Source organism: Mycobacterium sp. 050128 (assembly GCF_036409155.1).
Lineage (GTDB): Bacteria > Actinomycetota > Actinomycetes > Mycobacteriales > Mycobacteriaceae > Mycobacterium.
In genome coordinates, this window is the sequence record NZ_JAZGLW010000004.1 from 147,455 (window position 1) to 173,074 (window position 25,620).

The following is a 25,620-nucleotide window of genomic DNA, read 5'->3' on the forward strand; positions in this document are numbered from 1 at the left end:
GCTTGCCGCGTGACCGAGAGCCCCTACCTCGTCGGACTGCGGCTGACCGGCAAGAAGGTCGTCGTGGTCGGCGGAGGCACGGTCGCCCAGCGCCGGCTACCCCTGCTCATCGCCAGCGGCGCCGACGTGCACGTGATCAGCCGGACCGCCACCCCCGCCGTCGAGGCGATGAGCGGAATCACCCTGACGGTGCGCGCATACCGCGACGGTGACCTCGACGGAGCCTGGTATGCGATTGCGGCCACCGACGACCCCGCGGTCAACGAGGCCATCGTCGCCGAGGCCGACAGCCGGCAGATCTTCTGTGTGCGCGCCGACATCGCCATCGAGGGCACCGCGGTGACCCCGGCGTCGTTCGAGTACGCCGGCCTGTCGGTGGGCGTGCTGGCCGGTGGCGAGCATCGCCGGTCGGCAGCCATCCGCTCGGCCATCCGCGAGGCGCTGCAACAGGGCCTGATCACACCCGAAAGTTCCGCGAGCTCCGACGTCGTGCGCGGCGGGGTGGCGCTGATCGGTGGCGGTCCCGGCGACCCCGAGCTGATCACCGTCCGCGGGCGGCGGCTGCTCGCCCAGGCCGACGTCGTGGTCGCCGATCGCCTGGCCCCGCCCGAATTGCTCGCCGAGCTGGCGCCGCACGTCGAAGTCATCGACGCCGCCAAGATCCCGTACGGGCGGGCCATGGCCCAGGACGCGATCAACGACGTCATGATCGAGCGGGCCCGCGCCGGAAGCTTCGTGGTTCGCCTCAAGGGCGGTGACCCGTTCGTGTTCGCCCGCGGTTATGAGGAAGTGATCGCGTGCGCCGACGCCGGCATTCCGGTCACCGTGGTGCCCGGTGTGACGAGTGCCATAGCGGTGCCCGCGCTGGCGGGCGTTCCCGTCACTCATCGAGCGATAAATCACGAGTTCGTGGTGGTCAGCGGCCATCTGGCGCCCGGGCATCCCGAATCGTTAGTGAATTGGAATGCACTGGCCGCGTTGTCCGGCACGATCGTTTTACTGATGGCCGTCGAACGCATCGAACTCTTCGTCGACGCACTGCTTGCAGGCGGCCGACCTGCGGATACGCCGGTCCTGGTGGTGCAGCACGGAACCACCCCGGCGCAGCACACGTTGCGGGCCACCCTGGCCGACACGCCGCAAAAGGTCCGGTCGGAGGGGATCAGACCTCCCGCGATCATCGTGATCGGGCCGGTGGCGGCATTCGGGCTTTAAACGATTCTTAAGATTACTGTAAGGTAACTCGTTATGACGGCCCTCAACGACACTGAGCGCGCGGCCCGAAACTGGTCCGCAACGCGCCCCGATCGTCCGGCTCCGCAGCGCACCGAGCGCCCGTCGGAGACCACTGCCGGGTCCGCCACCACGCGCACTAGCAGGTATTATCCGGCCTGGCTGCCTTCTCGGCGCTTCATCGCCGCGGTGATCGCCATCGGCGGCATGCAGCTGCTGGCAACGATGGACAGCACCGTCGCGATCGTCGCGCTTCCTAAGATTCAGAACGAGCTGAGCCTGTCGGACGCCGGCCGTAGCTGGGTGATCACCGCCTATGTGCTCACCTTCGGCGGGCTGATGCTGCTGGGCGGGCGCCTCGGTGACACCATCGGCCGCAAACGCACCTTCATCGTCGGCGTCACGCTGTTCACCATCTCCTCGATCCTGTGCGCGGTGGCCTGGGACGAGGCGACGCTGGTCATCGCCCGGCTGTCCCAGGGTGTCGGGTCGGCCATCGCCTCGCCGACCGGTCTGGCGCTGGTAGCGACGACGTTTGCCAAGGGCCCGGCGCGCAACGCGGCCACCGCGGTGTTCGCCGCGATGACCGCGATCGGCTCGGTGATGGGCCTGGTCGTCGGCGGGGCGCTGACCGAGTGGTCGTGGCGGCTCGCGTTCCTGGTCAACGTGCCGATCGGGCTGGCGATGATCTACCTGGCGCGCACCGCGCTGCGCGAAACCAACCGAGAGCGGATGAAGCTCGATGCCACCGGGGCCATGCTGGCCACCTTGGCCTGCACCGCTGCGGTGTTCGCTTTCTCGATGGGCCCGGAAAAAGGCTGGATATCGGCGATCACCCTCGGTTCGGGTGTCGTCGCCGTGGCCGCCGCCATCGCGTTCGCCATCGTCGAGCGCACCGCCGAGAATCCCGTCGTGCCGTTCCAGTTGTTCCGCGACCGCAACCGCCTGGTCACCTTCACCGCGATCCTGCTGGCCGGTGGCGTGATGTTCAGCCTCACCGTCTGCATCGGCCTCTACGTTCAGGACATCCTGGGCTACAGCGCGCTGCGCGCCGGGGTCGGATTCATCCCGTTCGTCATCGCGATGGGCATCGGTCTGGGTATCTCCTCGCAGCTGGTGTCGCGGTTCTCGCCGCGAGTGCTGACCATCGGCGGCGGCTGGCTGCTGCTGCTGGCCATGATCTACGGCTGGGCGTTCATGCACCGCGGCGTCCCTTACTTCCCGAACCTGGTGCTGCCGATCGTCGTCGGCGGAATCGGCATCGGCATGGTCGTCGTCCCGCTGACGCTGGCCGCGATCGCGGGCGTCGGTTTCGACCAGATCGGCCCGGTGTCGGCGATGACGCTGATGCTGCAAAGCCTGGGCGGCCCGCTGGTGCTGGCCGTCATCCAGGCCGTCATCACCTCACGCACGCTGTACCTGGGCGGCACCACCGGCCCGGTGAAGGGGATGAACGACGCCCAATTGCAGGCGCTTGACCACGGCTACACCTACGGATTGCTGTGGGTGGCCGGCACGGCCGTCATCGTCGGCCTTGCCGCCCTGTTCATCGGGTACACCCCGGAGCAGGTCGCGCACGCGCAAGAGGTCAAGGAAGCCATCGACGCCGGCGAGCTGTAACTCGTCTGTCCTTTCCCACGGCTGGACGCCGTGAGTCGTCACGCTAGGCTGGCCCGCTGTGATCACCCGGATGTCCGAGCTGTTCCTGCGCACCCTGCGCGACGATCCCGCCGACGCCGAAGTGCCCAGCCACAAACTGCTGGTGCGGGCCGGATACATCCGGCAGGTCGCCCCCGGGCTGTACAGCTGGCTGCCGCTGGGGCTGCGGGTGCTGCGCAATATCGAACGCGTTGTCCGCGAGGAGATGAATGCGATTGGCGGGCAGGAGATTCTGTTCCCCGGGCTGCTCCCGCGCGGGCCGTATGAGACGACGAATCGCTGGACCGAGTACGGCGACGGGGTGTTCCGGGTGCAGGACCGCCGCGGGAACGACTACATGCTCGCTCCCACGCACGAAGAGTTCTTCACCCTGGCCGTCAAGGGCGAGTACAGCTCCTACAAGGATTTCCCGCTGACCCTGTACCAAATTCAGATCAAGTACCGCGACGAGGCCCGGCCGCGCGCCGGCATCCTGCGGGCCAGAGAATTCGTGATGAAGGACTCTTACTCCTTCGACATCGACGCCGCCGGGCTCAAGGCGGCCTACCACGCGCACCGGGAGGCCTACCAGCGCATCTTCGACCGGTTGCAGGTTCGCTACGTGATCGTGTCGGCGGTGTCGGGCGCGATGGGCGGCAGCGCGTCGGAAGAGTTCCTGGCCGAGAGCCCGATCGGTGAGGACACCTTCGTCCGGTGCGTGGAATCCGGGTATGCGGCCAACGTCGAAGCGGTGCTCACCGCCCAGCCCGAGGCCAGGCCTGTCGACGGGCTGCCCGAGGCGGTCGTGCACGACACCGGCGATACCCCGACCATCGCCACGCTGGTCCAGTGGGCCAACGGCGCCGGCCTGGGCCGCACCGTCACCGCGGCCGACACGCTGAAGAACGTTCTGGTCAAGGTCCGCGCGCCGGGCGGCGAGTGGGAGCTGCTGGCCATCGGGGTGCCCGGGGACCGTGAGGTCGACGACAAACGGCTGGGCGCCGCGCTGGAGCCGGCCGAATACGAATTGCTCGGCGACGCCGATTTCGCCAAGTACCCGTTCCTGGTGAAGGGCTATATCGGTCCGAAGGCCTTGCGGGACAACGGGGTTCGCTATCTCGTCGACCCGCGGGTGGTGGACGGCACCAGCTGGATCACCGGTGCCGACGAGCCGGGGAGACATGTGGTCGGGCTGGTGGCCGGCCGTGACTTCACCGCCGACGGCACCATCGAGGCCGCCGAAGTGCGCGAAGGCGACCCGTCTCCCGACGGTGCCGGCCCGCTGATCATGGCGCGCGGCATCGAGATCGGGCACATCTTCCAGCTGGGCCGCAAATACACCGACGCGTTCGCCGTCGACGTGCTCGGCGAGGACGGCAAGCCGGTGCGACTGACGATGGGCTCCTACGGCATCGGGGTGTCACGGCTGGTCGCCGTCGTCGCCGAGCAGCAGCACGACGAGCTGGGCCTGCGCTGGCCGGCATCGATTGCGCCGTTCGACGTGCACCTGGTGATCGCCAACAAAGATGCCGAGGCCCGCCAAGGCGCCACGACGCTGGCCGCCGACCTGAGTCGGCTCGGCCTCGAGGTGTTGCTGGACGACCGCACCGCCTCGCCCGGGGTCAAGTTCAAAGACGCCGAGCTGCTCGGGATGCCCTGGATCGTCGTGGTCGGCCGGGGTTGGGCCAACGGCGTCGTGGAGCTGCGCGACCGCTTCGGCGGGCAGACGCGCGAACTGGCGGCCGGGGTCTCGCTGGCCACCGCCATCGTGAACGCGATGTCCGGCTAGCCGGTTATTCGTTGCCGCCCGGGAAACTGCTCGTGATCGGCCAGGCGCCCAGGATGCGGCTCCATCGGGCGCTCATCACCGCGCTCTGGGTCAGGGCCGTCGAGGCGAACGCACGGTCGTCGGCGGTCTCGGCGTGCTCGGTGACCGCGCGCCACGCCGTCGCGCCGTCGTTTTCCATCCGCACCGCCAGGCGAGCCGCGTCGGCCGGACTGCCCACCAGCAGCGGCAACTGATAGCCCGCGGCGGCGGGTGGTGGGGTGACCTTGCGGGCGGCCAGCATGGCGATCACGTCATCGCGACGCTGGCGGTGTTGCAGCAGCGCCTCGACCACCAGGTTGTTGACGCTGGGCGGCGAGAGCGCGGACACGATGCCGTAGCCGTAGATCGTCGAGTGCTCGACGGCCAGTGCATCGCAGAGCGCCTGGTTGTCGGCGTCTTTGCCGGAGGTCATATCGACGGCCCCCCGGGCACCAGTGCAACCAGGTAGGACGCCGTGCATGACGCGGCGATCGACGCGAGCAGCCCGGCCCGGTAGCCGGACTCGGCCGACACCAGGCGGGCGGCGTTGTCGGCCGAGGTCTTCAGCGCATTGATCACGTCGGACACCGGGGGTGGCGGCGGTGGCCCTGCCGGCGCGGCCGGACTGGGGGCGGCGCCGGTGGTTTCGCTGGTGGAGGCGCTGAGCTTGCCGGCTGCTCGGGCGATCTCGGTGGACAGCGCGCGGGCGTGCGCGGCGCGCTGGCTTGCCACCACCGACAGCGCGGCCGCGACCTGCGGCGCGACGCCGACGGCCGCGGCGGCGGCACCGGCGAGCGCACTGTCGTGTCTGGCCTGGTCTAACGGACCCAACAGTTGTTCGACCGCTGGGGGTTTCGGCGGGGACTCACCGCAGGCGGATACGACCACCCCGAGCGCAGCAAGCGCGGCACCCCCGGCGAGCACACCCCGCCGGCTCGTGACGGGTACAGCGCTAGGCACGCCCAACATCCTGCCATTGGGCGGCGGCCAGGCCTGCCGCCAGGACCTCGACCTACGCGATCACCTCGTCATACGCGATTCCTGGCGTATCGTTGGTAGCCGGTTCTCGCGGAACACGAAGCGGTTCCACCGAGACGCCGGAAGCCGCCCGAAGATGGGTGGGCGGCGACATCAGCCAGATGACCGGACAACTCAAGATGAGGAGCTCGCCGTGACCACCGGGCTACCGTCGCAGACGCAGGTGATCGAGCTACTCGGTGGAGAGTTCGCGCGCGCCGGCTATGAAATCGAAGACGTGGTCATCGACCCCCGGGTGCGCCCGCCCCGTATCACGGTGATTGCCGACGGCGACACCGCTCTGGATTTGGACACCGTCGCGACCCTGTCACGGTCGGCATCGGCTTTGCTGGACGGGTTGGACGGCATCGGCGACAGCTACGTGCTCGAGGTCTCCTCGCCCGGGGTGGACCGTCCGCTCACCAACGAGAAGCACTTCCGCCGCGCACGCGGCCGCAAGGTCGAGCTGGAGCTGGCGGACGGATCGCGGTTGACCGGCCGGGTGGGACAGAGCGGTGCCGACGCGGTGGCGCTGGTGGTCCGCGACGGCCGCGACTGGGCGGTGCGCGAGATCCCGCTCGCCGAGATCGCGAAAGCGGTTGTCCAGGTTGAGTTTTCGTCGCCATCGGCAGCTGAACTGGATTTGGCGGGTGTCCGTGAGGCCGACAGGACGGAGGCCGGAGCATGAATATCGACATGGGCGCGCTGCACGCGATCGAGGTGGACCGGGGCATCTCGGTCAATGAACTGCTCGAGACGATCAAGTCGGCGTTGCTGACCGCCTACCGGCACACCCAGGGCCACCAGAACGATGCGCGGATCGAGATCGACCGCAAGACCGGCGTCGTGAAGGTGATGGCCCGCGAGGTCGACGAGGACGGCAACGTCATCAGCGAATGGGACGACACCCCCGAAGGATTCGGGCGGATCGCGGCTACCACCGCGCGCCAGGTGATGCTGCAGCGTTTCCGCGACGCCGAGAACGAGCGCACCTACGGCGAGTTCTCCACCCGCGAGGGCGAAATCGTCGCCGGCGTGATTCAGCGTGACAGCCGCGCGAACGCCCGCGGTCTGGTCGTCGTGCGGATGGGCAGCGAAACCAAGGCCTCTGAGGGCGTCATCCCCGCGGCCGAACAGGTGCCCGGCGAGAGCTACGAACACGGCAATCGGGTGCGCTGCTACGTGGTCGGCGTGACGCGCGGATCCCGTGAGCCGGTGATCACGTTGTCGCGCACCCATCCCAACCTGGTGCGCAAGCTGTTCTCGCTGGAAGTGCCCGAGATCGCCGACGGATCGGTGGAGATCGTGGCGGTGGCGCGCGAGGCGGGCCATCGGTCCAAGATCGCCGTCGCGTCAAAGGTGCCGGGCCTGAACGCCAAGGGCGCGTGCATCGGGCCGATGGGGCAGCGGGTCCGCAACGTGATGAGCGAGCTGTCCGGGGAGAAGATCGACATCATCGACTACGACGAGGATCCGGCCCGCTTCGTCGCCAACGCCCTGTCGCCGGCCAAGGTGGTCTCGGTGTCGGTGATCGACCAGAGCGCCCGCGCGGCCCGCGTGGTGGTGCCCGACTTCCAGCTGTCCCTGGCGATCGGCAAGGAAGGGCAGAATGCGCGGTTGGCCGCCCGGCTCACCGGCTGGCGCATCGACATCCGCGGCGATTCGCCCGCTGCTTCGGCAGGCGCATCGGAGGACCAGCCCGAACATGACACCAGCCACCCGATGGCTCACGATCACTAGCGATCGGGCGCGCAGGTTACGGTGCGGTTGCGGGTGGTTCTGACCATCGGTTCCGTGACGCTAGACTGAGCCGTGATCCAGCGCGAGCCTTCGGCCGCGGCGCGCACACACACGGGCGGACCCGTGCGGACGTGTGTCGGGTGCCGGAAGCGAGAGTTGGCCGTCCAATTGCTCCGAGTGGTGGCAGTGTCCAGCGGGAACGGCGAGTACGCCGTAATCGTTGACACGGCGACCCGCCTGCCGGGGCGGGGTGCGTGGCTGCATCCCGTACCGCGGTGCGCGGCCGAAGCGATCCGGCGGCGGGCTTTCACCAAGGCGCTGCGCATCGACCGTCCACCGGACACATCCGCGTTGGTCGAGTACTTAGAGGTACTCGACTCACCCGGCAACAGAACAGGTAGCGAAGAACATGAGCACACCGTGAAGTCCCGATGACCATGCGTCATAGCTAAACCCGAGGCGCGGCCCGCTGCTGTCGCCTCATAGACAGGAGATGTAGTGGCAGGTAAGGCCCGCGTACACGAGTTGGCTAAGGAACTCGGTGTCACCAGCAAGGAAGTTCTCGCCCGGCTGAATGAACAGGGCGAATTCGTCAAATCCGCATCGTCGACCGTAGAAGCGCCGGTAGCGCGGCGGCTGCGCGAGTCGTTCGGTGGCGGCAAGCCGTCGGCCGGCGTCAAGAGCGCCCCGAAGGCCCCGGACCGCTCGCTCGACAAGGCACTGGACAGGGCGATTCAGAAGCCCTCCGGTAACGGTGAGGCGACGACCGCCCCGGCGAAGCCCGCTGACACAGCGGCTGCCCCGGCCGCCCAGCCCGCCCCGGCGGCGCGGACCGAAACGTCCGCGGCGCCGACGCCTGCGCCCCGACGGCCCGCACCGCCGCCCGCGCGTCCCGCGGCGCCGTCGCCCGCGCAGCCGAAACCGCCGTCGCCCGGCGGCCAGGCGCCCGGCCAGCAGCCGCCGTCGCCCGGTGCGACGCCCGGCCCGCGGCCCGGCCCGATGCCGAAGCCGGCGGCCCGTACCCCGCGCGTCGGCAACAACCCGTTCTCGTCGGCGCAGCCCGTCGACCGGCCCATTCCACGTCCGCAGGCGCCACGCCCGGGTGCGCCCCGGCCCGGTGCCCCGCGGCCCGGCGGCGGTGCGTCGCCGGGCAGCATGCCGCCGCGTCCCGGTGGTGGTAGCGGCGCCTCCGGCGGTGGGTTCCGTGGCCCGCGGCCCGGCGGCGGCGCCCGTCCCGGCGGTGGCCGGCCCGGTGGTCCCGGCGGTGGCCGCGAAGGCGGCGGCGGCGGTAACTACCGCGGCGGCGGTGGCGGCGTCGGTGCCGCGCCCGGCGGTGGCGGCGGTTTCCAAGGTCGTCCCGGTGGTGGTGGCGGCGGTGGCCGTCCCGGCCAGCGCGGCGGTGCGGCCGGTGCGTTCGGCCGGCCCGGTGGTGCGCCCCGGCGCGGTCGCAAGTCGAAGCGGGCGAAACGCGCCGAGTACGAGAACATGCAGGCCCCGGTCGTCGGTGGGGTGCGGTTGCCGCACGGCAACGGCGAGACCATCCGGCTGGCCCGCGGCGCGTCGCTCTCCGACTTCGCCGACAAGATCAACGCCAACCCCGCTTCGCTGGTGCAGGCGCTGTTCAACCTCGGCGAGATGGTCACCGCGACCCAGTCGGTCGGCGACGAGACGCTCGAGCTGCTGGGCAGCGAGATGAACTACGTCGTCCAGGTCGTCAGTCCAGAGGACGAAGACCGTGAGCTGCTGGAGTCGTTCGACCTAACCTACGGCGAGGACGAGGGCGGCGAGGACGATCTGCAGACCCGCCCGCCGGTGGTGACCGTGATGGGTCACGTCGACCACGGTAAAACCCGACTGCTGGACACCATCCGAAACGCCAGCGTCCGCGAGGGCGAGGCCGGCGGCATCACCCAGCACATCGGTGCCTACCAGGTCGGGGTCGACTTCGAGGGCAGCGAACGGCTGATCACCTTCATCGACACCCCGGGTCACGAGGCGTTCACCGCCATGCGTGCCCGCGGTGCCAAGGCCACCGACATCGCGATCCTGGTGGTCGCCGCCGACGACGGCGTGATGCCGCAGACGGTGGAGGCGATCAACCACGCGCAGGCGGCCGACGTGCCGATTGTGGTGGCGGTCAACAAGATTGACAAGGAAGGCGCCGACCCGGCCAAGATTCGCGGCCAGCTCACCGAATACGGTTTGGTGGCCGAGGATTTCGGTGGCGACACGATGTTCGTCGACATCTCGGCCAAGCAGGGCACCAATATCGAGGCGCTGGAAGAAGCGGTGCTGCTGACCGCCGATGCCGCCCTGGACCTGCGGGCCAACCCCGACATGGAAGCCCAGGGTGTGGCGATCGAGGCGCACCTGGACCGCGGTCGCGGACCCGTCGCCACCGTGCTGATCCAGCGCGGCACGCTGCGGGTCGGTGACTCGATCGTCGCCGGCGACGCCTACGGCCGTGTCCGGCGGATGGTCGACGAGCACGGCGAGGACGTCCACGAGGCGCTGCCGTCGCGGCCGGTGCAGGTCATCGGTTTCACGTCGGTGCCCGGCGCCGGTGACAACCTGTTGGTCGTCGACGAGGACCGGATCGCCCGCCAGATCGCCGACCGGCGCAGCGCGCGCAAGCGCAACGCGCTCGCGGCACGTTCGCGCAAGCGGATCAGCCTGGAAGACCTGGACTCGGCGCTGAAGGAAACCAGCCAGCTGAACCTGATCCTCAAGGGCGACAACGCCGGTACCGTCGAGGCGCTCGAAGAGGCCCTGCTGGGAATCGAGATCGACGACGAGGTGGAACTGCGCGTCATCGACCGCGGCGTCGGTGGCATCACCGAGACCAACGTCAACCTGGCGTCGGCCTCGGACGCGGTGATCATCGGCTTCAACGTGCGTGCCGAGGGCAAGGCGACCGAGCTGGCCAACCGTGAAGGCGTGGACATCCGCTACTACTCGGTGATCTACCAGGCCATCGACGAGATCGAGAAGGCCCTGCGCGGCATGCTCAAGCCGATCTACGAGGAGAACCAGCTGGGCCGCGCCGAGATCCGCGCGATCTTCCGGTCCTCGAAGGTCGGTGTCATCGCCGGCTGCCTGATCACCTCCGGCGTCGTGCGACGCAACGCCAAGGCCCGGTTGTTGCGCGACAACATCGTGGTCGCCGACAACTTGACGATCTCCTCGCTGCGCCGCGAGAAGGACGACGTGACCGAGGTTCGCGACGGCTTCGAATGCGGTATGACGCTGACCTATTCCGACATCAAGGAAGGCGACGTCATCGAGTCCTTCGAGCTCGTCGAGAAGGAACGCGCCTGATGGCAGACCCTGCACGGGCGCGCCGGCTGGCCAAGAGGATCAACACCATCGTCGCCTCGGCGATCGAATTCGAGATCAAGGATCCGAGACTGGATGGGGTGACCATCGTCGACACGAAGGTGACCGCCGACCTGCACGACGCGACGGTGTTCTACACCGTGCTGGGACCCACACTGGACGACGAGCCCGACTACGAGGGGGCCGCTGCCGCGCTGGAGCGGGCCAAGGGAACGTTGCGCACCATGGTCGGTGCGGGCACCGGTGTGCGCTTCACTCCGACGCTGACGTTCACCCGGGACACGACGACCGACACCGTGGCGCGGATGGACGAGCTGCTGGCGCGTGCCCGTGCGGCCGACGCCGACGTGGCGCGGGTCCGGGTGGGGGCCAAGCCGGCCGGGGAGGCCGATCCCTACCGTGAGAGCGGGGCGGCGACGGGGGCAGCGGACGGCGAGGACCGCGGTGACGACCATCGACCCGAAGACTGAGCTGGCCCGCGCCCCGATCGCGGGGGCGCGGGTGGACGCCGTGGTTGCCGCCGAGTTGCTTTCGGCGGCAACGACAATCGGGGTGATCTGCCACGTCCATCCCGACGCCGACACCATCGGTGCAGGCTTGGCGCTGGCCACGGTGCTCGACCGAAGCGACAAAGACGTCGAGGTGAGCTTCGCCGCACCGGCCACGCTGCCGGAGTCGCTGCTTTCGCTGCCCGGGTGCCAGCTGCTGGTGAGCCCGGACAGGATGCGCCGGGACGTCGATTTGGTTGTGACGGTGGATGTTCCGAGCCGCAAGAGGCTCGGCGCGCTCGGCGACGCGTTCGGCCCGGACCAGCCGCTGCTGGTGATCGATCACCACGCCTCCAACGAGATGTTCGGTACCGCGAATTACGTTGACCCGTCCGCGGATTCGACGACGTTCTTGGTGGCCGAACTGCTCGACGCCTGGGGCAAGCCGATCGACCGCGACGTCGCGCACTGCATCTACGCCGGACTGACCACCGACACCGGCTCGTTCCGCTGGGCCAGTGCCCGCGCCTTCCGGCTGGCCGCCCGGCTGGTCGAGCTCGGTGTGGACAACGCCAAGATCAGCCGGACGCTGATGGACACGCACCCGTTCGTGTGGCTGCCACTGCTGTCGCGGGTGCTCGGCTCGGCGCAACTGGTGCCGGACGCGGTCGAGGGGCGTGGGCTGGTGTACGCGGTCGTCGACAACCAGGACTGGACCAGTTCACGTCCGGAGGAAGTCGAGAGCATCGTCGATATCGTGCGCACCACGCAGCAGGCCGAGGTCGCCGCGGTGTTCAAAGAAATTGACCCGCAACAGTGGTCGGTGTCGATGCGGGCGAAGGCCGAGGTGGACCTGGCCGCCGTCGCGTCGGTGTTCGGTGGCGGTGGCCACCGGCTCGCCGCCGGCTATTCGACCTCCGGCCCGATCGACGAGGTGGTGGCCTCGCTGCGGGCGGCGCTTGGTTAGAGCTGGGCTAGAACGCCCAGCTTCCCACCGACTGCAGGACGAATCCGTGGTCCCCACTGGTGGTATCCAGACAGGCGATCATGTTGTCGGCGCCCACCGCGCAGGTGACGTTGAGATGGGACAATTTCTGCCCGGCGGCCAATGGCTTACCGGCGTAGGGCAATGCGGCCGGGTTGCCGCCGCATCCGCCGTAGGTCATCCGGCTCAATTCGTAGCCGGGTCCCTTGAAACTGACCGAGCCCTGCACACAGTCGCCCGGTCTCGGGTGGCCGCCGCCGGGAAAGAGAACGTCGTCTATTCCGGGCACTTCGCCATTGCACTTGATGTCTTGTGAGGGTTGCGGCGCGGGCGCCGGGCCGCCGTAGAAGTCGCACACCACCGAGTTCGGCGCCGAAAAGATTATCCGGGGTGCGTTTCCGGGCAACGATGTGGAGACATATCCGTCGGCCGGAACCGCGGTGAATGCGTCGAGATTGGGAAATCGCGGCGGCGGCTGTGCGGCCGCGTGCTGTCCGGACGCGATCGCCGATGCGATGACCAGTGCCGAGACGCCGAGAACCCGCATGGTGAGGTCGACGATCATGCGCATCGATTCCTCCTGCAGTGCCGAATTGTTTCGGGTCGTTTGTTGGGATCGTATTGGCTATTGGCGCGCCTGGCGATCAAAAATTTCGCCGGTCCGGCCAACGGCAGATAAAGCGAAATTGTGGGGGATCACCGAGCCGAAGGCGTTCAATTCGATTTGCCCGAAGCAGGCAATTACGCCGTCGCGATGATCGCGCATACCGCCACTACCGCACCTGAGCCCGCCCGCGTTGCAGCACGGCCTCCCGGTTGGCGGCGATGTCGTCGCCGGTGGTCCGAAACTGCCTGGCCGCCATGGCTTCCAGCCACAGGCCCTCGCTGGTCTGCGACTCGTCGATGCGGTGGTAGGAGGCCAGCAGCGCGCGCACGGCGTTCTGGTTGTTGCCGACGATCGACGCGGCCACCTGGCGTGCCGTGGGCAGCAGCCGGTCGTGCGGCACCACCTCGGTGGCCAGCCCGGCGCGCAGCGCGTCGAAAGCGGACAGGTAATCACCGGTCATGCTCATCCGCCGGGCCAGACCCACGCCCACCTTCTGGGGCAGCCGAACAGACAGGCCCCAGGTCGGCAGCAGGCCGACCCGGGCGTGGGTGTCGGCGAAGCGGGCCTGCTCCGACGCGATCACGATGTCGCAGTACAGCACCAGCTCCAGCCCGCCGGTGACCGCGGCTCCGTTGATCGCGCCGATCACCGGCTTGGTCATCGATGGCCATCGCGGCGAAATGTCGGGCAGTGCCGTCGAATCGCCCAGCTCCTTGAGATCCAGCCCGGCGCAGAACACCGGATCGGCGCCGGTGAGGATCACCACGTCGACGTCGTCATCGGTTTCGGCCTCCGTCAGCGCCCCGAAGAACCGATCCCGCAGCGCCGAGGACAGCGCATTGCGGGACTGCGGCCGGTTCAGGGTCAGGGTGCGCACCCGCTCGTCGGTGGAGATCAGCAGGATGTCGTCGCTCATGGCATCACCGTAGAGGGTCACTCGCTGCGCCTATCGTTGAGGGATGTGCCGGAACATCACCGAACTGCGCGGTTTGCAGCCGTCGGCCACCGCCGAGGAGATTGCCGCGGCGGCGCGCCAGTATGTGCGCAAAGTCAGTGGCATCACGCGCCCATCGGCCGCCAACGTCGAGGCGTTCGAGGCCGCGGTCGCCGAGGTCACGCAGACGACGACGCGCTTGCTGGAGTCGCTGCCGCCGCGGCGCCAGCCGCCCAAGACGGTGCCCCCGTTGCGCCGACCCGAGGTCGTCGCCCGCCTCGCCGCGTCGAAATGATGCTGAAATGACGCTGACCGCAACGACGCCCGCGCTCAAGGAGTGGAGCGCGGCCGTGCATGCTCTGCTGCAGGGTCGTCAGTACGTGCTGTTACGCAAGGGCGGCATCGGGGAGAAGCGGTTCGAAGTCGCATCTTCGGAGTTCTTGCTGTTTCCGACGGTTGCGCACAGCCACGCCGAGCGGGTGCGGCCCGAGCATCGCGACCTGCTGGCCGCCGCGGCGACCGATAGTACCGAGGATCGGCTGGTGATCCGTGCGGCGGCGAAAGTGGTTGCGGCACTGGAGGTTAACCGGCCAGAGCAGCTGCCGGAGATCGAGGATCTGCACATCTGGACCGCCGAGTCGGTGCGTGCCGACCGGCTCGATTTCCGGCCCAAGCACAAACTCGCCGCGCTGGTGGTGTCGGTCAGCCCGCTGGTCGAGCCGATACGCCTGACCCGCACTCCCGAGTACGGCGGCTGCACCAGCTGGGTGCAGCTGCCCGTGCGGCCGGCCTTCGCGGCGCCGACCCACGACTCCGTTCATGACCAAGCCGTACTAGCCGACGTCGCCGCCCGGATTCGCGACGCCGTTGGCTGACAGGTCGAGCGGCCCGATCGGAAGCAGCAGCCGGGAGCGCCCGTAGGTGATGCTGTGGGTAGCCGGTTTCAGATGCCGCGCCGTCAGCGTCGGCTCGCCGGTGCCCAGGTTGCGCGCGTAGCGGGGCGACCAGCTGCCGGTGATAAGCAGCCGGATCCGCGAGCCGGCGCGGAAGCGGTGCGCGATCGGGTCGAGTTCGATCTTGACGGTCTTCGCCGGCGCGGACAGCCGCCGGTAGCCATCGCTGACGTTGCGCGACCGGCCCTTGGCCCCGATATCGAAGACCTCGCTGACCCGAACGAACAGGTCGACGTTCGGATTGTTCGAGCGGTGCGCCAGCTCGACGACCGGGTTCCCGTATACGCACAGATCGTGCAGCAGGGTGGCGCTGGTGAAGGTCAGCACGTCGTCGCGCAACGCGAGGCGACTGTCGTCGCGGTAGCCGCCGATCGGAGATAGCAGCGCACCGCCGATGGTCGGCGTCGGATTGGCGGGGTCGTAGCGGAAGGTCGCCGGCGGCAGCTTCGGCAGGTCGGTGGGCGACGTGTCGTCCAGGTAGCGGCCGGGCCGCAGGTACAGCGCGCGTTGCGAGGTGGCGGGCGGCCAGTCCGGCAGGTTGCGCCAGCCCTGGCCGGTGACGCAAACGCGGACCCTGCCGGGGCGGCCGAGCGACGCGGTGCCCGCCAGATGGGTGTCCAGCCAGTCCAGTGTTTCGCGCAGGCTGGTGCCCAGCCCCTTGGTGAGCAGCTCGGTGTGTGTCCAGGGGCCGATCGTCATCGCGACGTCGATGCCGCGGCGGCGCAGGCGGCCGTATTGCTGCATCGTTTGCCGTACGAAGATGTCCTGCCAGCCACCGAGCAACAGCACCGGCACCTGCACGCGATCCAGTGAGGAGCCGAACCGCAGCCGTTCCCAGAATGGGTGGTCCGGGTCGGGATTTTCCACCCACGACTCGAACCACGGCGCCCCGGCGCCCAGCATCCGACGGGCCGACGCGCCGAACGGCGCCCCGGCGACCGCCTTGGCGACCCGTCGCGGCGCCCGCAGTTGCCGGATGCCCGACTTGAGGCGGATCGGGTCTTCCTGATGGGCAACGAGATCGCTCCAGCCCAGAAAGTCGCTGACCGCAAACGACCCGGTGCCGTAGACCGAGTCCGCGAAATCGTGCGGGCCCGCGGTGATCACCGCCGCGGCCAGCTGGGGCGGTGGCTTCTGCAATATCGCCCATTGGGTGAAGCCCAGATAGGACGGTCCGATCGTGGCAAAGCTGCCGGTGAACCACGGCTGCTCGACCAACCAGGCGACCGTGTCGGCGCCGTCGGTGGCCTCGTTGACCATCGGCTCGAATACGCCGGCGGAGCCGAACGTCCCGCGCACACTTTGCAGCACCACGTGGTAGCCGCGCGCGGCATACGGCCGGGCGAACAACAGCGAGAACGGAAATCCACGCCCGTAGGGTCCGCGCACCAGCACGGTGCCGGCCGGGCTGGAGGTGGCCGGTGCGTAGTGATCGGCGACCAGCCGCACCCCGTCGCGCATCGGGACTTCGACTCGGTTCACGCGGTAACCGGTGGTGGCCGGCCGCAGACCGAGCAGCCGCCCCGCGGCGTTGACGCCGGCCTCGGTCAGGCTGTGCAGCGCGGGTTCGGCTCGTCGAGTCGATGTCATGCTCACGCTCATCAGGTTAAGGCCGACCGGCAGTGGTTATTGACGCCGACGCGAATTCATTTCAGCCACAAAACATCTTGTTCAGCGGCGGACGGCGCGGCTAGAACTTGTAGTACGGCATCAGGTCGTTGGCCCGCTGCAGGTTGGTCGACGGGCAGTCGACCTCGGGGTTGGAGTAGACGGTCGAGTAGAACAGCGCCTGCTGCAGCACGCCGTAGCTGGTCTTGAACGCCACCATGCAGGAGAAGAACCAGTAGCTGTTGTGGTAGGTCGGTTTCAGCACCCAGTAGGTCGCGGCGCGGTGCCCCTGGATCGTGGTCTCGAGGGCGTCGGGGGGCAGGGACTGCTCGTAGGTGCGCCAGATGATGGGCTCGACGGCCAGCTGATAGTTGCCGGCGTCGAATTGGCAGCGCAGGCCGTCCTGGGGCTCGGGCGGGGTGAACGCCAGCCCGAGCCGCTGCAGCGCGTCGAACGGGATGTCCCGGCACGGATCGAACGGGCTCGGGTCGGTGGTGGCGATGATCGGGCTCTTCATCGTGGTTTCCATCGGCTGCGCCGTCGACCGCAGATCGACGGTCTTGCCGCCGCCGGTGGGTGCGGGCGGCGCGCCGTGCCAGCCCAGCACGACCGCTGTCATCACCGCACCGAGCGCCCCGAGCAGGCGCACCTTGGTAAACATGACACCCCCTACCCCTCGGCCGTCCCTTTTGCGGGGAGTTTACAAGTCACGTGCGAGAGGTCACAGCCAAACCTGAACTTGTTCTAATCGGCAGGTGGCAAAGGGCGGAAGCAGGGCCGGAAACGGGGCCGAAAGCCGCAGTGGGACAGGGGCCGCCGCGCCGGGTCGTTAGGCTGGTTAGTCGTGGTAGGGAAAGAATCGGGGCAGGACTCGACTAATGGGGGACAGCCGACCCCCCAACCGACGCTGTGGGCGGTCTCCGACTTGCACACCGGCCACATGGGCAATAAGCCGGTCACCGAATCGCTGCATCCGTCGTCGCCGGATGACTGGCTGATTGTCGCCGGCGACGTCGCCGAGCGCACCGACGAGATCCGTTGGGCCCTTGACCTGCTGCGACGCCGGTTCGCCAAGGTGATCTGGGTGCCGGGCAACCACGAGCTGTGGACCACCAATCGCGATCCCAACCAGGTCTTCGGCAAGGCCCGCTACGACTACCTGGTCAACATGTGCGACGAGATGGGCGTGATCACGCCGGAACATCCCTTCCCGGTGTGGACCGAACGCGGCGGCCCGGCGACGATCGTGCCGATGTTCTTGCTCTACGACTACACCTTCTTGCCCGAGGGGGCGCTGAGCAAAGCCCAAGGCCTGGAAATCGCGCGTCAGCAAAACGTGGTGGCCACCGATGAATTCCTGCTCTCCTGCGAGCCGTACCCCAGCCGCGACGCGTGGTGTCGGGAGCGGGTGGACATCACCCGGGCCCGCCTGGAGCAACTCGACTGGATGACACCGACCGTTCTGGTGAACCACTTCCCGTTGGTGCGCGACCCGTGCGACGCGTTGTTCTATCCGGAGTTCTCGCTGTGGTGCGGGACCACCAAGACCGCCGACTGGCACACCCGTTACAACGCCGTCTGCTCGGTCTACGGCCACCTGCACATCCCGCGGACCACGTGGTACGACGACGTGCGCTTCGAGGAAGTCTCGGTCGGCTACCCGCGAGAGTGGCGGCGCCGCAAGCCGTACAGCTGGCTGCGCCAGATCCTTCCCGATCCGAAATACGCGCCCGGCTACCTCAACGACTTCGGCGGTCACTTCACGATCACCCCCGAGATGAAGGCGCAGTCCGAACAGTTCCGGGAAAAGTTGCGGCAGCGACAGTCACGATGACCGCAGACATGTTGGTGTCGTCGGTGTTGCCGGCGACCTCGCAGACGGCGCATGCGATGGCGTACTCGGAGGTGTACTCCGACCCGCCCGGCCTGACCCCGCTACCCGAAGAAGAGCCGCTGATCGCCAAGTCGGTGGCCAAGCGGCGCAACGAGTTCATCACCGTCAGGTACTGTGCGCGGATCGCGCTGAGCGAGCTGGGCGTGGCGCCGGCGCCAATCCTCAAGGGCGACAAGGGCGAACCCTGCTGGCCCGAGGGCGTGGTCGGCAGCCTCACGCACTGCACGGGGTATCGCGGTGCGGTGGTGGGGCGCAGTGCCGCGGTGCGCTCGGTGGGCATCGACGCCGAGCCGCACGACGTGTTGCCCAATGGCGTGCTGGACGCGATCAGCCTGGCCGAGGAGCGCGCCGAAATTCCGCAGGCGATGCCGGATGGTCTGCATTGGGATCGAATCCTGTTCTGCGCCAAGGAAGCAACGTACAAGGCGTGGTTCCCGCTGACCAAGCGATGGCTGGGTTTTGAAGACGCCCACATCAGCTTCGAGGCCGACGGCCCGGCGGCCGGCACGTTCGTCTCGCAGATCCTGATCGATCCTGGGGCGCTGTCGGGTCCGCCGCTGACCGCGCTGCGGGGCCGTTGGTCGGTCGACCGCGAACTCGTGCTGACCGCGATCGTGCTATGACCGAAAGCCCCACCGGTCCGGGATTGGTCGTCGTCGACAAGCCCGCCGGAATGACCAGTCACGACGTGGTGGGGCGCTGCCGACGAATCTTTTCCACCCGGCGGGTGGGCCACGCGGGGACCCTGGACCCGATGGCCACCGGTGTGCTGGTGATCGGAGTCGACCGCGCCACCAAAATCCTCGGCCTGCTGACTGCATCGGAGAAGTCGTATGCGGCCACCATCCGCCTGGGTCAGACCACCTCCACCGAGGACGCCGAAGGCGAACTGCTGCAAACTATTTCGGCCTCACATGTGACGGACCAGGCCGTCGCTGAAGCGATCGCCGGGCTGCGTGGCGACATCGAGCAAGTGCCATCGGCGGTCAGCGCAATCAAGGTCGACGGCAAGCGCGCATACCAACGGGTCCGCGAGGGCGAGGCCGTGGAGCTCAAGGCCCGCCCGGTGCGCATCGACCGGTTCGAGGTGTCGGCGACCCGGCGCCGCGGCGACGTGATCGATCTCGACGTCGACGTCGACTGCTCATCGGGAACCTACATCCGCGCGCTGGCCCGCGACCTCGGCACGGCGCTCGGGGTGGGCGGGCACCTGACGGCGTTGCGGCGCAGCCGGGTCGGGCGCTTCGAGCTGGACCAGGCGCTTACGCTCGACGAACTCGCCGAGCGGCCACGGCTGAGCTGGACGTTGGACGAGGCGTGCCTGCTGGTGTTCCCGCGCCGCGTCCTGACGCCCGAGGAGGCCGAGGCGAGCAGTCACGGCCGGCCGTTGTCGCCGACCGGAATCGACGGCGTCTATGCCGCCAGCGACGACGCCGGCCGGGTGATCGCGCTGCTGCGCGACGAGGGTTCGCGGACCAAGTCGGTCGTGGTGATCCGTCCCGCGACGATGCAGAACGGCACGCTCTGACGAGGAGTCGGGCAATCAGACGGCGTCCCGCGACGCTGTAGCCCGTCAGAGCCGGCTGAGCAGTTCGGCCTTCTTGTTGGCGAATTCCTCGTCGGAGAGGATGCCCCGCTCGTGCAACCCGGCCAGCGATTCGATGGCGGCGACGATCTCCGCCGAACCCCCGGACGCGGCGGAAGGGGGCTTGGGCGCCGGCGTCTCCGGTGCCGACCGCGGCTGCGGGGGATGCTGGTACTGCGACTGGGACTGCGTTCCCGGCGCCGCGACATGAGCTTCGGGCGCCGGCGCGGAACCGAGGTCACGCAAACTCGACACACCGAAGGTGCCGAGTTGGCTGGTGAAGACCACCGAGCCGTATCCACCGCCCTGCTGCTGTTGCACGCCGCCGATGTGATGCTCCCCGGTATCGAAAACCCTTGTCACACCGCCGATCTGGATTGCCAGTCGCCGGGTGCCGGGGAAGAACGCGTAGCGCACGTCGTTCTGCGCGCCCGACGAGCTCGGGACGCCGAGGTCGGCAGGCCACCAGTTGTTCGCGCCGATATCCAGCTGGGTGTGCGCGGTCGCGGGTGGGAATACCGTGGTGGTCGCGAGCAGCTGAACCAAGTCGTTGCACAGCGCGTCGACGCGCGCCTTGAGCGCGTTGTCGAACATGTTGCCGACCATCGTCATTCCGCCCCGCATCCATTGCCCGCTCCCGCCGAGCTCGGGGATGTCGAACTGAGCCATCGTGCCGCCGCCGGCGCGCAGGGCGAACAGCATGGACAGCACTGCTTCTTGGGACAGGCCGTGGCGCTGCGCGATGTCGACGACGGCGCCGGCGGCTTCGGGGGTAACCGCTGCGTTCATGGTCATGATTCTTTCGTCGTTCGGTATTGGTTCGAGCCTACGCAAGCCGCGGGCGATGAGCTTGGCACGAATCCGGGGCGGTCGTCTGCGCCCGGGGCTTCAAGCGGCAACCCCACGCGGCTAAGCTGCCGACTAGACAGGTGTCAAGAACCCAGACCGGGCGGAAGGGGACAGTGATGTCCAACAAGGTTTACGTCGTCGGCGTCGGCATGACGAAGTTCGAGAAGCCGGGCCGCCGTGAGGGCTGGGACTACCCGGACATGGCGCGCGAGTCGGGAACCAACGCGCTGACCGACGCGGGCATCGACTACAGCGAGATCGAGCAGGGCTACGTCGGCTATGTGTACGGCGAGTCGACCTCGGGGCAACGAGCCCTCTACGAATTGGGCCTGACCGGTATTCCGATCGTCAACGTAAACAACAACTGTTCGACCGGCTCCACCGCGCTGTTCTTGGCGGCGCAGGCGATTCGCGGCGGGCTGGCGGACTGCACGATCGCGCTGGGGTTCGAGAAGATGAAGCCCGGGTCGCTGGGGACGACCTACGAAGACCGGACCAACCCGATGGACAAGCACGTCAAGGCGATGGCCGAGATCAGCGAGTTCGCCTTCCCGGCGGCGCCGTGGATGTTCGGCGCGGCGGGCCGCGAGCACATGTTGCAATACGGCAGCACCGCCGAGCACTTCGCCAAGATCGGCTACAAGAACCACAAGCACTCGGTGAACAACCCGTTCGCGCAGTTCCAGGACGAGTACACCCTCGACGACATCCTGGCCGCCAAGATGATCTATGACCCGCTGACCAAGCTGCAGTGCTCGCCGACCTCGGACGGCTCGGGCGCGGCGATCCTGGCCTCGGAGGGGTTCGTCGACCGCCACGAGCTGGCCGGCCAGGCGGTCGAGATCGTCGGGCAGGCGATGACCACCGACTTCAAGTCCACCTTCGACGGCAGTGCCAAGGGCCTGATCGGCTACGACATGAATGTGCAAGCGGCACAACGGGTTTACCAGCAGTCCGGGCTTGGCCCGGAGGACTTCCAGGTGATCGAGCTGCACGACTGCTTCTCGGCCAACGAGCTGCTGCTCTACGAAGCCCTCGGGCTATGCGGACCGGGCGAAGCGCCGAAGCTGATCGACAACGGCGACACCACCTACGGCGGACGCTGGGTGGTCAACCCGTCCGGCGGCCTGATCTCCAAGGGCCATCCGCTGGGCGCGACCGGGCTGGCGCAGTGCGCCGAGCTGAACTGGCAGCTGCGCGGCCAGGCCGACAAGCGTCAGGTCGACAACGTCAGTGCCGCACTGCAACACAACATCGGGCTGGGTGGCGCCGCCGTCGTCACCGCATACCAGCGGGCCGAGCGCTGAGCGGCGCAGCGGGCGGGCCGGCCCAGGGGGACAAGCCGTGATCGAGTGGTCCGAGACCGATCTGATGATGCGGGATGCCGTTCGTCAGTTCGTGGACAAGGAGATCCGCCCGCATATCGACGAACTGGAAACCGGTGCGCTGTCGCCGTATCCGATCGCGCGGAAGTTCTTCAGCCAGTTCGGCCTCGACGCGATGGCCGCAGAGTCGGTCAAGAAGATGCTGGACCGTGAGCGCGCCAAGGCCAACGGTGAACCCAAGGGTGAAAAGCGGGACGGTGCGGACGATTCCGGTGGCCTGGGCGGACAGCAGTCGATGGTTGCGGTGCTGGTCTCCGAAATCGCGCGGGTCAGCATCGGATTGCTGAGCACCGCATCGGTCAGCCTCGGTCTGGGCGCGGCGACGATCATGAGCCGCGGCACGCTGGCCCAGAAAGAGCGCTGGCTGCCCGAGCTGATGACGCTGGAAAAGATTGCGGCGTGGGCGATTACCGAGCCGGATTCCGGCTCGGATGCGTTCGGTGGCATGAAGACCTACGTCAAGCGCGACGGCGCGGACTACATCCTCAACGGGCAGAAGACATTCATCACCAACGGGCCGTACGCCGACGTGCTGGTCGTGTACGCCAAGCTCGACGAGGGCGACGCGGCCCCGGACAAGAAGGTGGACAAGCGCAACCGCCCGGTGCTGGTGTTCGTGCTCGACGCCGGGATGGAAGGCCTGACGCAGGGCAAGCCGTTCAAGAAGATGGGCATGATGTCCTCGCCGACCGGGGAGCTGTTCTTCGACAACGTGCGGCTGAGCCCGGACCGGCTGCTCGGCGAGAGCGAACAGCACGCCAGCGGCGACGGCCGCGAAAGCGCGCGCGACAATTTCGCCGCCGAGCGGATCGGGATCGCGATGATGGCGCTGGGCATCATCGACGAATGTCACCGGCTCTGTGTGGATTACGCGAAGACCCGCACGCTGTGGGGCAAGAACATAGGGCAGTTCCAGCTGATCCAGCTCAAGCTGGCGAAGATGGAAATCGCCCGGATGAACGTGCAGAACATGGTATTCATGACGATCGAGCGGCAACAGGCCGGTAAACCGCTGACGCTGGCCGAGGCGTCGGCCGTCAAGCTGTACTCCTCGGAGACGGCCACCGAGGTGGCGATGGAGGCCGTGCAGTTGTTCGGTGGCAACGGCTATATGGCCGAGTACCGCGTCGAGCAGCTGGCCCGCGACGCCAAGTCGCTGATGATTTACGCCGGCAGCAACGAGGTTCAGGTCACTCACATCGCCAAGGGTCTGCTGACCGGTTAAGGCACGACCCAGATCGCCCGGGCGGCGGGACTGCCCAGATCGACGGTGGTCTCGGCGCCGTCGGCGGCTTCGATCGCGACCGAGATCATCCCGGCGAATTCGCGGCGGGTCACCACCCGCACCTGCGAGTCGAGGTTGATCCCGACGCTGTCGAAATACCGCAGCATCTCCGGGTCCTTGTCGGAGATGCGGGCCACCGTGATGGTTTCGTCCTCGCCGCACGCCCACAGCTGGCGCACCGGCCGGGTGGGCACCTGGCCGTCGGAAGCCGGGATGGGGTCGCCGTGCGGGTCGCGGCGCGGGAAGCCCAGTTTGGCGTCGATGCGGTCCACCAGCCGGTCCGATACCGCGTGCTCGAGCACCTCGGCCTCGTCGTGCACCTCGTCCCAGCCGTAGCCGAGCTCGCTGACCAGGAAGGTCTCCAGCAGCCGGTGCCGGCGCACCACTTCGAGCGCCGCGCGCCGGCCCGCTTCGGTCAGGGTCACGGCGCCGTACTTCGCGTGGTCGACCAGGCCCTGCTCGGCGAGCTTGCGGATCGATTCCGACGCCGTGCTGGCCGACACGCCGATTCGGTCGGCCAGCATCTTGGTGCTGACCTTTTCCACCGACCACTCCTGGGCATTCCAAATGACCTTGAGATAGTCCTGGCCAACCGCGGTGAGACCGCCGGCCTCTTCGTCAGCCCTCACAAACGAAAAGTTTAGGCAATCTAGGGCTGGTCTGGCGTGCTGACCGGCCCGGCGGGTGTGGCCGTGCCGAAAACACCGGCCCCGGTGCTGCGGAATCGGGAACCTACGGCGCGTCGGGCCGGAGCGCACCGTAGGCTTGCCATCGTGCAGCGGTGGCGCGGCCAAGACGAGATCCCCACTGACTGGGGCCGATGCGTGCTCACGATCGGGGTGTTCGACGGTGTGCACCGCGGTCATGCGGAATTGATTGCGCACGCGGTGAAAGCCGGGCGGGCACGCAACGTGCCGGCCGTGCTGATGACGTTCGATCCGCATCCAATGGAAGTGGTCTATCCGGGCAGTCACCCGGCGCAGCTGACCACGCTGACCCGGCGCGCCGAGCTCGTCGAGGAGTTGGGTGTCGACGTCTTCCTCGTTATGCCGTTCACCACGGACTTCATGAAGCTCACTCCGGAGCGCTACGTCCACGAGCTGCTGGTGGAGAAGCTGCATGTGGTCGAGGTCGTGGTGGGGGAGAACTTCACCTTCGGCAAGAAGGCGCTCGGCTCGGTCGACACCTTGCGCAAGGCCGGTGACCGGTTCGGATTCGCGGTGGAATCGATGTCGCTGCTGTCCGAGCATCACAGCAACGAGACCGTGACGTTCTCGTCGACCTACATCCGCTCCTGCGTCGACGCCGGCGACATGGTGGCGGCCACCGAGGCGCTGGGCCGCCCGCACCGCGTCGAAGGCGTCGTCGTGCGGGGTCACGGGCGGGGCGCCGAGTTGGGCTTTCCGACCGCGAACGTCGCCCCGCCGATGTACTCGGCGATCCCGGCCGACGGCGTGTACGCCGCCTGGTTCACCGTGCTGGGGCACGGACCGGTGACCGGCACCGTCGTCCCGGGGGAGCGCTATCAGGCCGCGGTCTCCGTCGGCACCAACCCGACCTTCTCCGGGCGCACCCGCACCGTCGAGGCGTTCGTCCTCGATACGACCGCTGACCTGTACGGACAACATGTCGCCCTGGACTTCGTCGCCCGCATTCGCGGACAGCACAAGTTCGATTCGGTGAAGGAACTGGTGGCCGAGATCGGCGTCGACACCAACCGAACGCGCACGCTGCTCGGCGACTGACCCGCGGCAGGCCGCACTCCGACGATTCGGTCCGGGCAGCTCATGGCTGCTAAACTCCCGGACGACATCGGCGCGTGCTGCGGTTCGCGGCGGCCGTGCCTGACTGTGAACATTCGCGGACCGATTGATGGAGTTAATTTCGTGGCGCTTACTGCCGAGCAGAAAAAAGAAATTCTGGGCCAATACGGCCTGCACGACACCGACACCGGATCGCCGGAGGCGCAGATCGCGCTGCTGACCAAGCGGATCGCCGACCTTACCGAGCACCTCAAGGTGCACAAGCACGACCACCACTCGCGGCGCGGCTTGCTGCTGCTGGTCGGTCGCCGGCGCCGGCTGATCAAGTACATCTCGCAGATCGACGTCGAGCGCTACCGCTCGCTGATCGATCGGCTGGGCCTGCGTCGCTGACGCAGAGTCCATCCCACGCCACCCCGGCGGGCCAAATTCGCCGGTGTAGAGTGGGGGCGTTCTGGGCCAGTCTGGCCTGAACAAACGGTGCGGTACGCACAGATCCGTGTGTGCCGTTCC

27 protein-coding genes are annotated in these 25,620 nt (G+C 68.0%); 18 read left to right on the forward strand and 9 right to left on the reverse strand.

Annotated elements, in window-relative coordinates; translation table 11 throughout:
* Nucleotides 1-9 precede the first annotated feature (9 nt).
* Genes cobA through SKC41_RS24095 form a run of 3 tightly spaced genes read left to right on the forward strand, consistent with a single transcriptional unit; the run spans nucleotide 10 to nucleotide 4,660 of the window.
* A complete protein-coding gene (gene cobA / locus SKC41_RS24085; RefSeq protein ID WP_442931773.1) occupies nucleotides 10-1,215 on the forward strand; it encodes a uroporphyrinogen-III C-methyltransferase in 1,206 nt (401 codons plus the stop codon).
* A gap of 33 nt (nucleotides 1,216-1,248) precedes the next feature.
* The gene (locus SKC41_RS24090; protein WP_330980215.1) at nucleotides 1,249-2,853 is read left to right on the forward strand and encodes an MFS transporter; all 1,605 of its coding nucleotides are present in this window, start codon (nucleotides 1,249-1,251) and stop codon (nucleotides 2,851-2,853) included.
* A 58-nt stretch (nucleotides 2,854-2,911) separates the two neighbouring features.
* The gene (locus tag SKC41_RS24095; protein WP_330980216.1) at nucleotides 2,912-4,660 is read left to right on the forward strand and encodes a proline--tRNA ligase; all 1,749 of its coding nucleotides are present in this window, start codon (nucleotides 2,912-2,914) and stop codon (nucleotides 4,658-4,660) included.
* A 4-nt stretch (nucleotides 4,661-4,664) separates the two neighbouring features.
* Here SKC41_RS24095 and SKC41_RS24100 read toward each other — a convergent pair whose 3' ends face one another.
* Nucleotides 4,665-5,111, reverse strand: a complete 447-nt coding sequence (locus tag SKC41_RS24100; RefSeq protein ID WP_096286214.1) for a ferritin-like domain-containing protein — start codon at nucleotides 5,109-5,111, stop codon at nucleotides 4,665-4,667.
* Nucleotides 5,108-5,647 (reverse strand): hypothetical protein, encoded by a 540-nt coding sequence (locus tag SKC41_RS24105; RefSeq protein WP_330980217.1) that lies wholly within the window; start codon nucleotides 5,645-5,647, stop codon nucleotides 5,108-5,110. Before SKC41_RS24105 ends, SKC41_RS24100 begins: the two co-directional genes overlap by 4 nt.
* Before the next feature lie 202 nt (nucleotides 5,648-5,849).
* Between SKC41_RS24105 and rimP the strand changes: the two genes are divergently transcribed.
* The 6 genes from rimP (at nucleotide 5,850) to SKC41_RS24135 (ending at nucleotide 12,226) form a co-directional block, all read left to right on the forward strand.
* Nucleotides 5,850-6,383 (forward strand): ribosome maturation factor RimP, encoded by a 534-nt coding sequence (gene rimP, locus SKC41_RS24110; protein WP_330980218.1) that lies wholly within the window; start codon nucleotides 5,850-5,852, stop codon nucleotides 6,381-6,383.
* Nucleotides 6,380-7,435 (forward strand): transcription termination factor NusA, encoded by a 1,056-nt coding sequence (gene nusA / locus SKC41_RS24115; protein WP_330980219.1) that lies wholly within the window; start codon nucleotides 6,380-6,382, stop codon nucleotides 7,433-7,435. The genes rimP and nusA overlap by 4 nt, the downstream gene beginning before the upstream one ends.
* 186 nt (nucleotides 7,436-7,621) lie before the next feature.
* Nucleotides 7,622-7,870, forward strand: coding sequence for a YlxR family protein (locus SKC41_RS24120; protein ID WP_442931774.1), 249 nt, complete (start codon nucleotides 7,622-7,624; stop codon nucleotides 7,868-7,870).
* 63 nt (nucleotides 7,871-7,933) lie between these two features.
* Nucleotides 7,934-10,753, forward strand: a complete 2,820-nt coding sequence (infB, locus tag SKC41_RS24125; RefSeq protein ID WP_330980221.1) for a translation initiation factor IF-2 — start codon at nucleotides 7,934-7,936, stop codon at nucleotides 10,751-10,753.
* The gene (rbfA, locus tag SKC41_RS24130) at nucleotides 10,753-11,241 is read left to right on the forward strand and encodes a 30S ribosome-binding factor RbfA (RefSeq protein WP_330980222.1); all 489 of its coding nucleotides are present in this window, start codon (nucleotides 10,753-10,755) and stop codon (nucleotides 11,239-11,241) included. Before infB ends, rbfA begins: the two co-directional genes overlap by 1 nt.
* Nucleotides 11,216-12,226 carry a DHH family phosphoesterase gene (locus SKC41_RS24135; RefSeq protein WP_330980223.1) on the forward strand — a complete coding sequence of 337 codons (1,011 nt, stop codon included), beginning with the start codon at nucleotides 11,216-11,218 and terminating at the stop codon, nucleotides 12,224-12,226. Before rbfA ends, SKC41_RS24135 begins: the two co-directional genes overlap by 26 nt.
* Before the next feature lie 7 nt (nucleotides 12,227-12,233).
* On the opposite strand, the gene SKC41_RS24140 is transcribed toward SKC41_RS24135, so the two are convergent.
* The 3 genes from SKC41_RS24140 to SKC41_RS24150 are packed head-to-tail and all read right to left on the reverse strand — an operon-like array spanning nucleotide 12,234 to nucleotide 13,767.
* Entirely contained in the window at nucleotides 12,234-12,815 is a 582-nt protein-coding gene (locus SKC41_RS24140; RefSeq protein ID WP_330980224.1) for a hypothetical protein, read from the reverse strand.
* A 54-nt stretch (nucleotides 12,816-12,869) separates the two neighbouring features.
* Nucleotides 12,870-13,010 carry a hypothetical protein gene (locus tag SKC41_RS24145; RefSeq protein WP_330980225.1) on the reverse strand — a complete coding sequence of 47 codons (141 nt, stop codon included), beginning with the start codon at nucleotides 13,008-13,010 and terminating at the stop codon, nucleotides 12,870-12,872.
* A 7-nt stretch (nucleotides 13,011-13,017) separates the two neighbouring features.
* The gene (locus tag SKC41_RS24150; protein ID WP_330980226.1) at nucleotides 13,018-13,767 is read right to left on the reverse strand and encodes an enoyl-CoA hydratase; all 750 of its coding nucleotides are present in this window, start codon (nucleotides 13,765-13,767) and stop codon (nucleotides 13,018-13,020) included.
* Nucleotides 13,768-13,810: 43 nt separating this feature from the next.
* Between SKC41_RS24150 and SKC41_RS24155 the strand changes: the two genes are divergently transcribed.
* Entirely contained in the window at nucleotides 13,811-14,080 is a 270-nt protein-coding gene (locus tag SKC41_RS24155; RefSeq protein WP_330980227.1) for a DUF2277 domain-containing protein, read from the forward strand.
* Nucleotides 14,081-14,087: 7 nt separating this feature from the next.
* Nucleotides 14,088-14,660: a DUF1802 family protein gene (locus SKC41_RS24160; protein ID WP_330980228.1), complete on the forward strand. Its 573-nt coding sequence runs from the start codon at nucleotides 14,088-14,090 to the stop codon at nucleotides 14,658-14,660.
* On the opposite strand, the gene SKC41_RS24165 is transcribed toward SKC41_RS24160, so the two are convergent.
* Both SKC41_RS24165 and SKC41_RS24170 read right to left on the reverse strand, forming a co-directional pair.
* On the reverse strand, nucleotides 14,619-16,334 hold the full coding sequence (locus SKC41_RS24165; protein ID WP_330980229.1) for a CocE/NonD family hydrolase: 1,716 nt from the start codon (nucleotides 16,332-16,334) through the stop codon (nucleotides 14,619-14,621). The genes SKC41_RS24160 and SKC41_RS24165 overlap by 42 nt on opposite strands.
* A 94-nt stretch (nucleotides 16,335-16,428) precedes the next feature.
* Entirely contained in the window at nucleotides 16,429-17,007 is a 579-nt protein-coding gene (locus SKC41_RS24170) for a DUF3558 domain-containing protein (RefSeq protein ID WP_330980230.1), read from the reverse strand.
* 183 nt (nucleotides 17,008-17,190) lie between these two features.
* On the opposite strand from SKC41_RS24170, the gene SKC41_RS24175 reads away from it, so the two are divergent.
* The 3 genes from SKC41_RS24175 to truB are packed head-to-tail and all read left to right on the forward strand — an operon-like array spanning nucleotide 17,191 to nucleotide 19,768.
* The gene (locus tag SKC41_RS24175; protein WP_330980231.1) at nucleotides 17,191-18,180 is read left to right on the forward strand and encodes a metallophosphoesterase family protein; all 990 of its coding nucleotides are present in this window, start codon (nucleotides 17,191-17,193) and stop codon (nucleotides 18,178-18,180) included.
* Nucleotides 18,177-18,863, forward strand: a complete 687-nt coding sequence (gene pptT / locus SKC41_RS24180; protein WP_330980232.1) for a 4'-phosphopantetheinyl transferase PptT — start codon at nucleotides 18,177-18,179, stop codon at nucleotides 18,861-18,863. The genes SKC41_RS24175 and pptT overlap by 4 nt, the downstream gene beginning before the upstream one ends.
* Nucleotides 18,860-19,768 (forward strand): tRNA pseudouridine(55) synthase TruB, encoded by a 909-nt coding sequence (truB, locus tag SKC41_RS24185; protein ID WP_330980233.1) that lies wholly within the window; start codon nucleotides 18,860-18,862, stop codon nucleotides 19,766-19,768. Before pptT ends, truB begins: the two co-directional genes overlap by 4 nt.
* A 45-nt stretch (nucleotides 19,769-19,813) precedes the next feature.
* Here truB and SKC41_RS24190 read toward each other — a convergent pair whose 3' ends face one another.
* The gene (locus SKC41_RS24190) at nucleotides 19,814-20,614 is read right to left on the reverse strand and encodes an SHOCT domain-containing protein (RefSeq protein WP_330980234.1); all 801 of its coding nucleotides are present in this window, start codon (nucleotides 20,612-20,614) and stop codon (nucleotides 19,814-19,816) included.
* Between the two features lie 176 nt (nucleotides 20,615-20,790).
* Here SKC41_RS24190 and SKC41_RS24195 point away from each other — a divergent pair, with 176 nt between their 5' ends.
* Together SKC41_RS24195 and SKC41_RS24200 are read left to right on the forward strand one after the other, a co-directional pair.
* On the forward strand, nucleotides 20,791-21,981 hold the full coding sequence (locus tag SKC41_RS24195) for a lipid-transfer protein (RefSeq protein ID WP_330980235.1): 1,191 nt from the start codon (nucleotides 20,791-20,793) through the stop codon (nucleotides 21,979-21,981).
* A 37-nt stretch (nucleotides 21,982-22,018) separates the two neighbouring features.
* Complete coding sequence (locus tag SKC41_RS24200; RefSeq protein ID WP_330980236.1) at nucleotides 22,019-23,284, forward strand: acyl-CoA dehydrogenase family protein; 1,266 nt, start codon at nucleotides 22,019-22,021, stop codon at nucleotides 23,282-23,284.
* On the opposite strand, the gene mntR is transcribed toward SKC41_RS24200, so the two are convergent.
* Nucleotides 23,281-23,973: a manganese-binding transcriptional regulator MntR gene (mntR, locus tag SKC41_RS24205; RefSeq protein WP_330980237.1), complete on the reverse strand. Its 693-nt coding sequence runs from the start codon at nucleotides 23,971-23,973 to the stop codon at nucleotides 23,281-23,283. The two genes, SKC41_RS24200 and mntR, sit on opposite strands and share 4 nt — an antisense overlap.
* A gap of 144 nt (nucleotides 23,974-24,117) precedes the next feature.
* Between mntR and SKC41_RS24210 the strand changes: the two genes are divergently transcribed.
* Nucleotides 24,118-25,089, forward strand: a complete 972-nt coding sequence (locus SKC41_RS24210) for a bifunctional riboflavin kinase/FAD synthetase (protein ID WP_330980238.1) — start codon at nucleotides 24,118-24,120, stop codon at nucleotides 25,087-25,089.
* Nucleotides 25,090-25,230: 141 nt separating this feature from the next.
* Nucleotides 25,231-25,500: a 30S ribosomal protein S15 gene (gene rpsO, locus SKC41_RS24215; RefSeq protein ID WP_036468159.1), complete on the forward strand. Its 270-nt coding sequence runs from the start codon at nucleotides 25,231-25,233 to the stop codon at nucleotides 25,498-25,500.
* Nucleotides 25,501-25,620 lie beyond the last annotated feature (120 nt).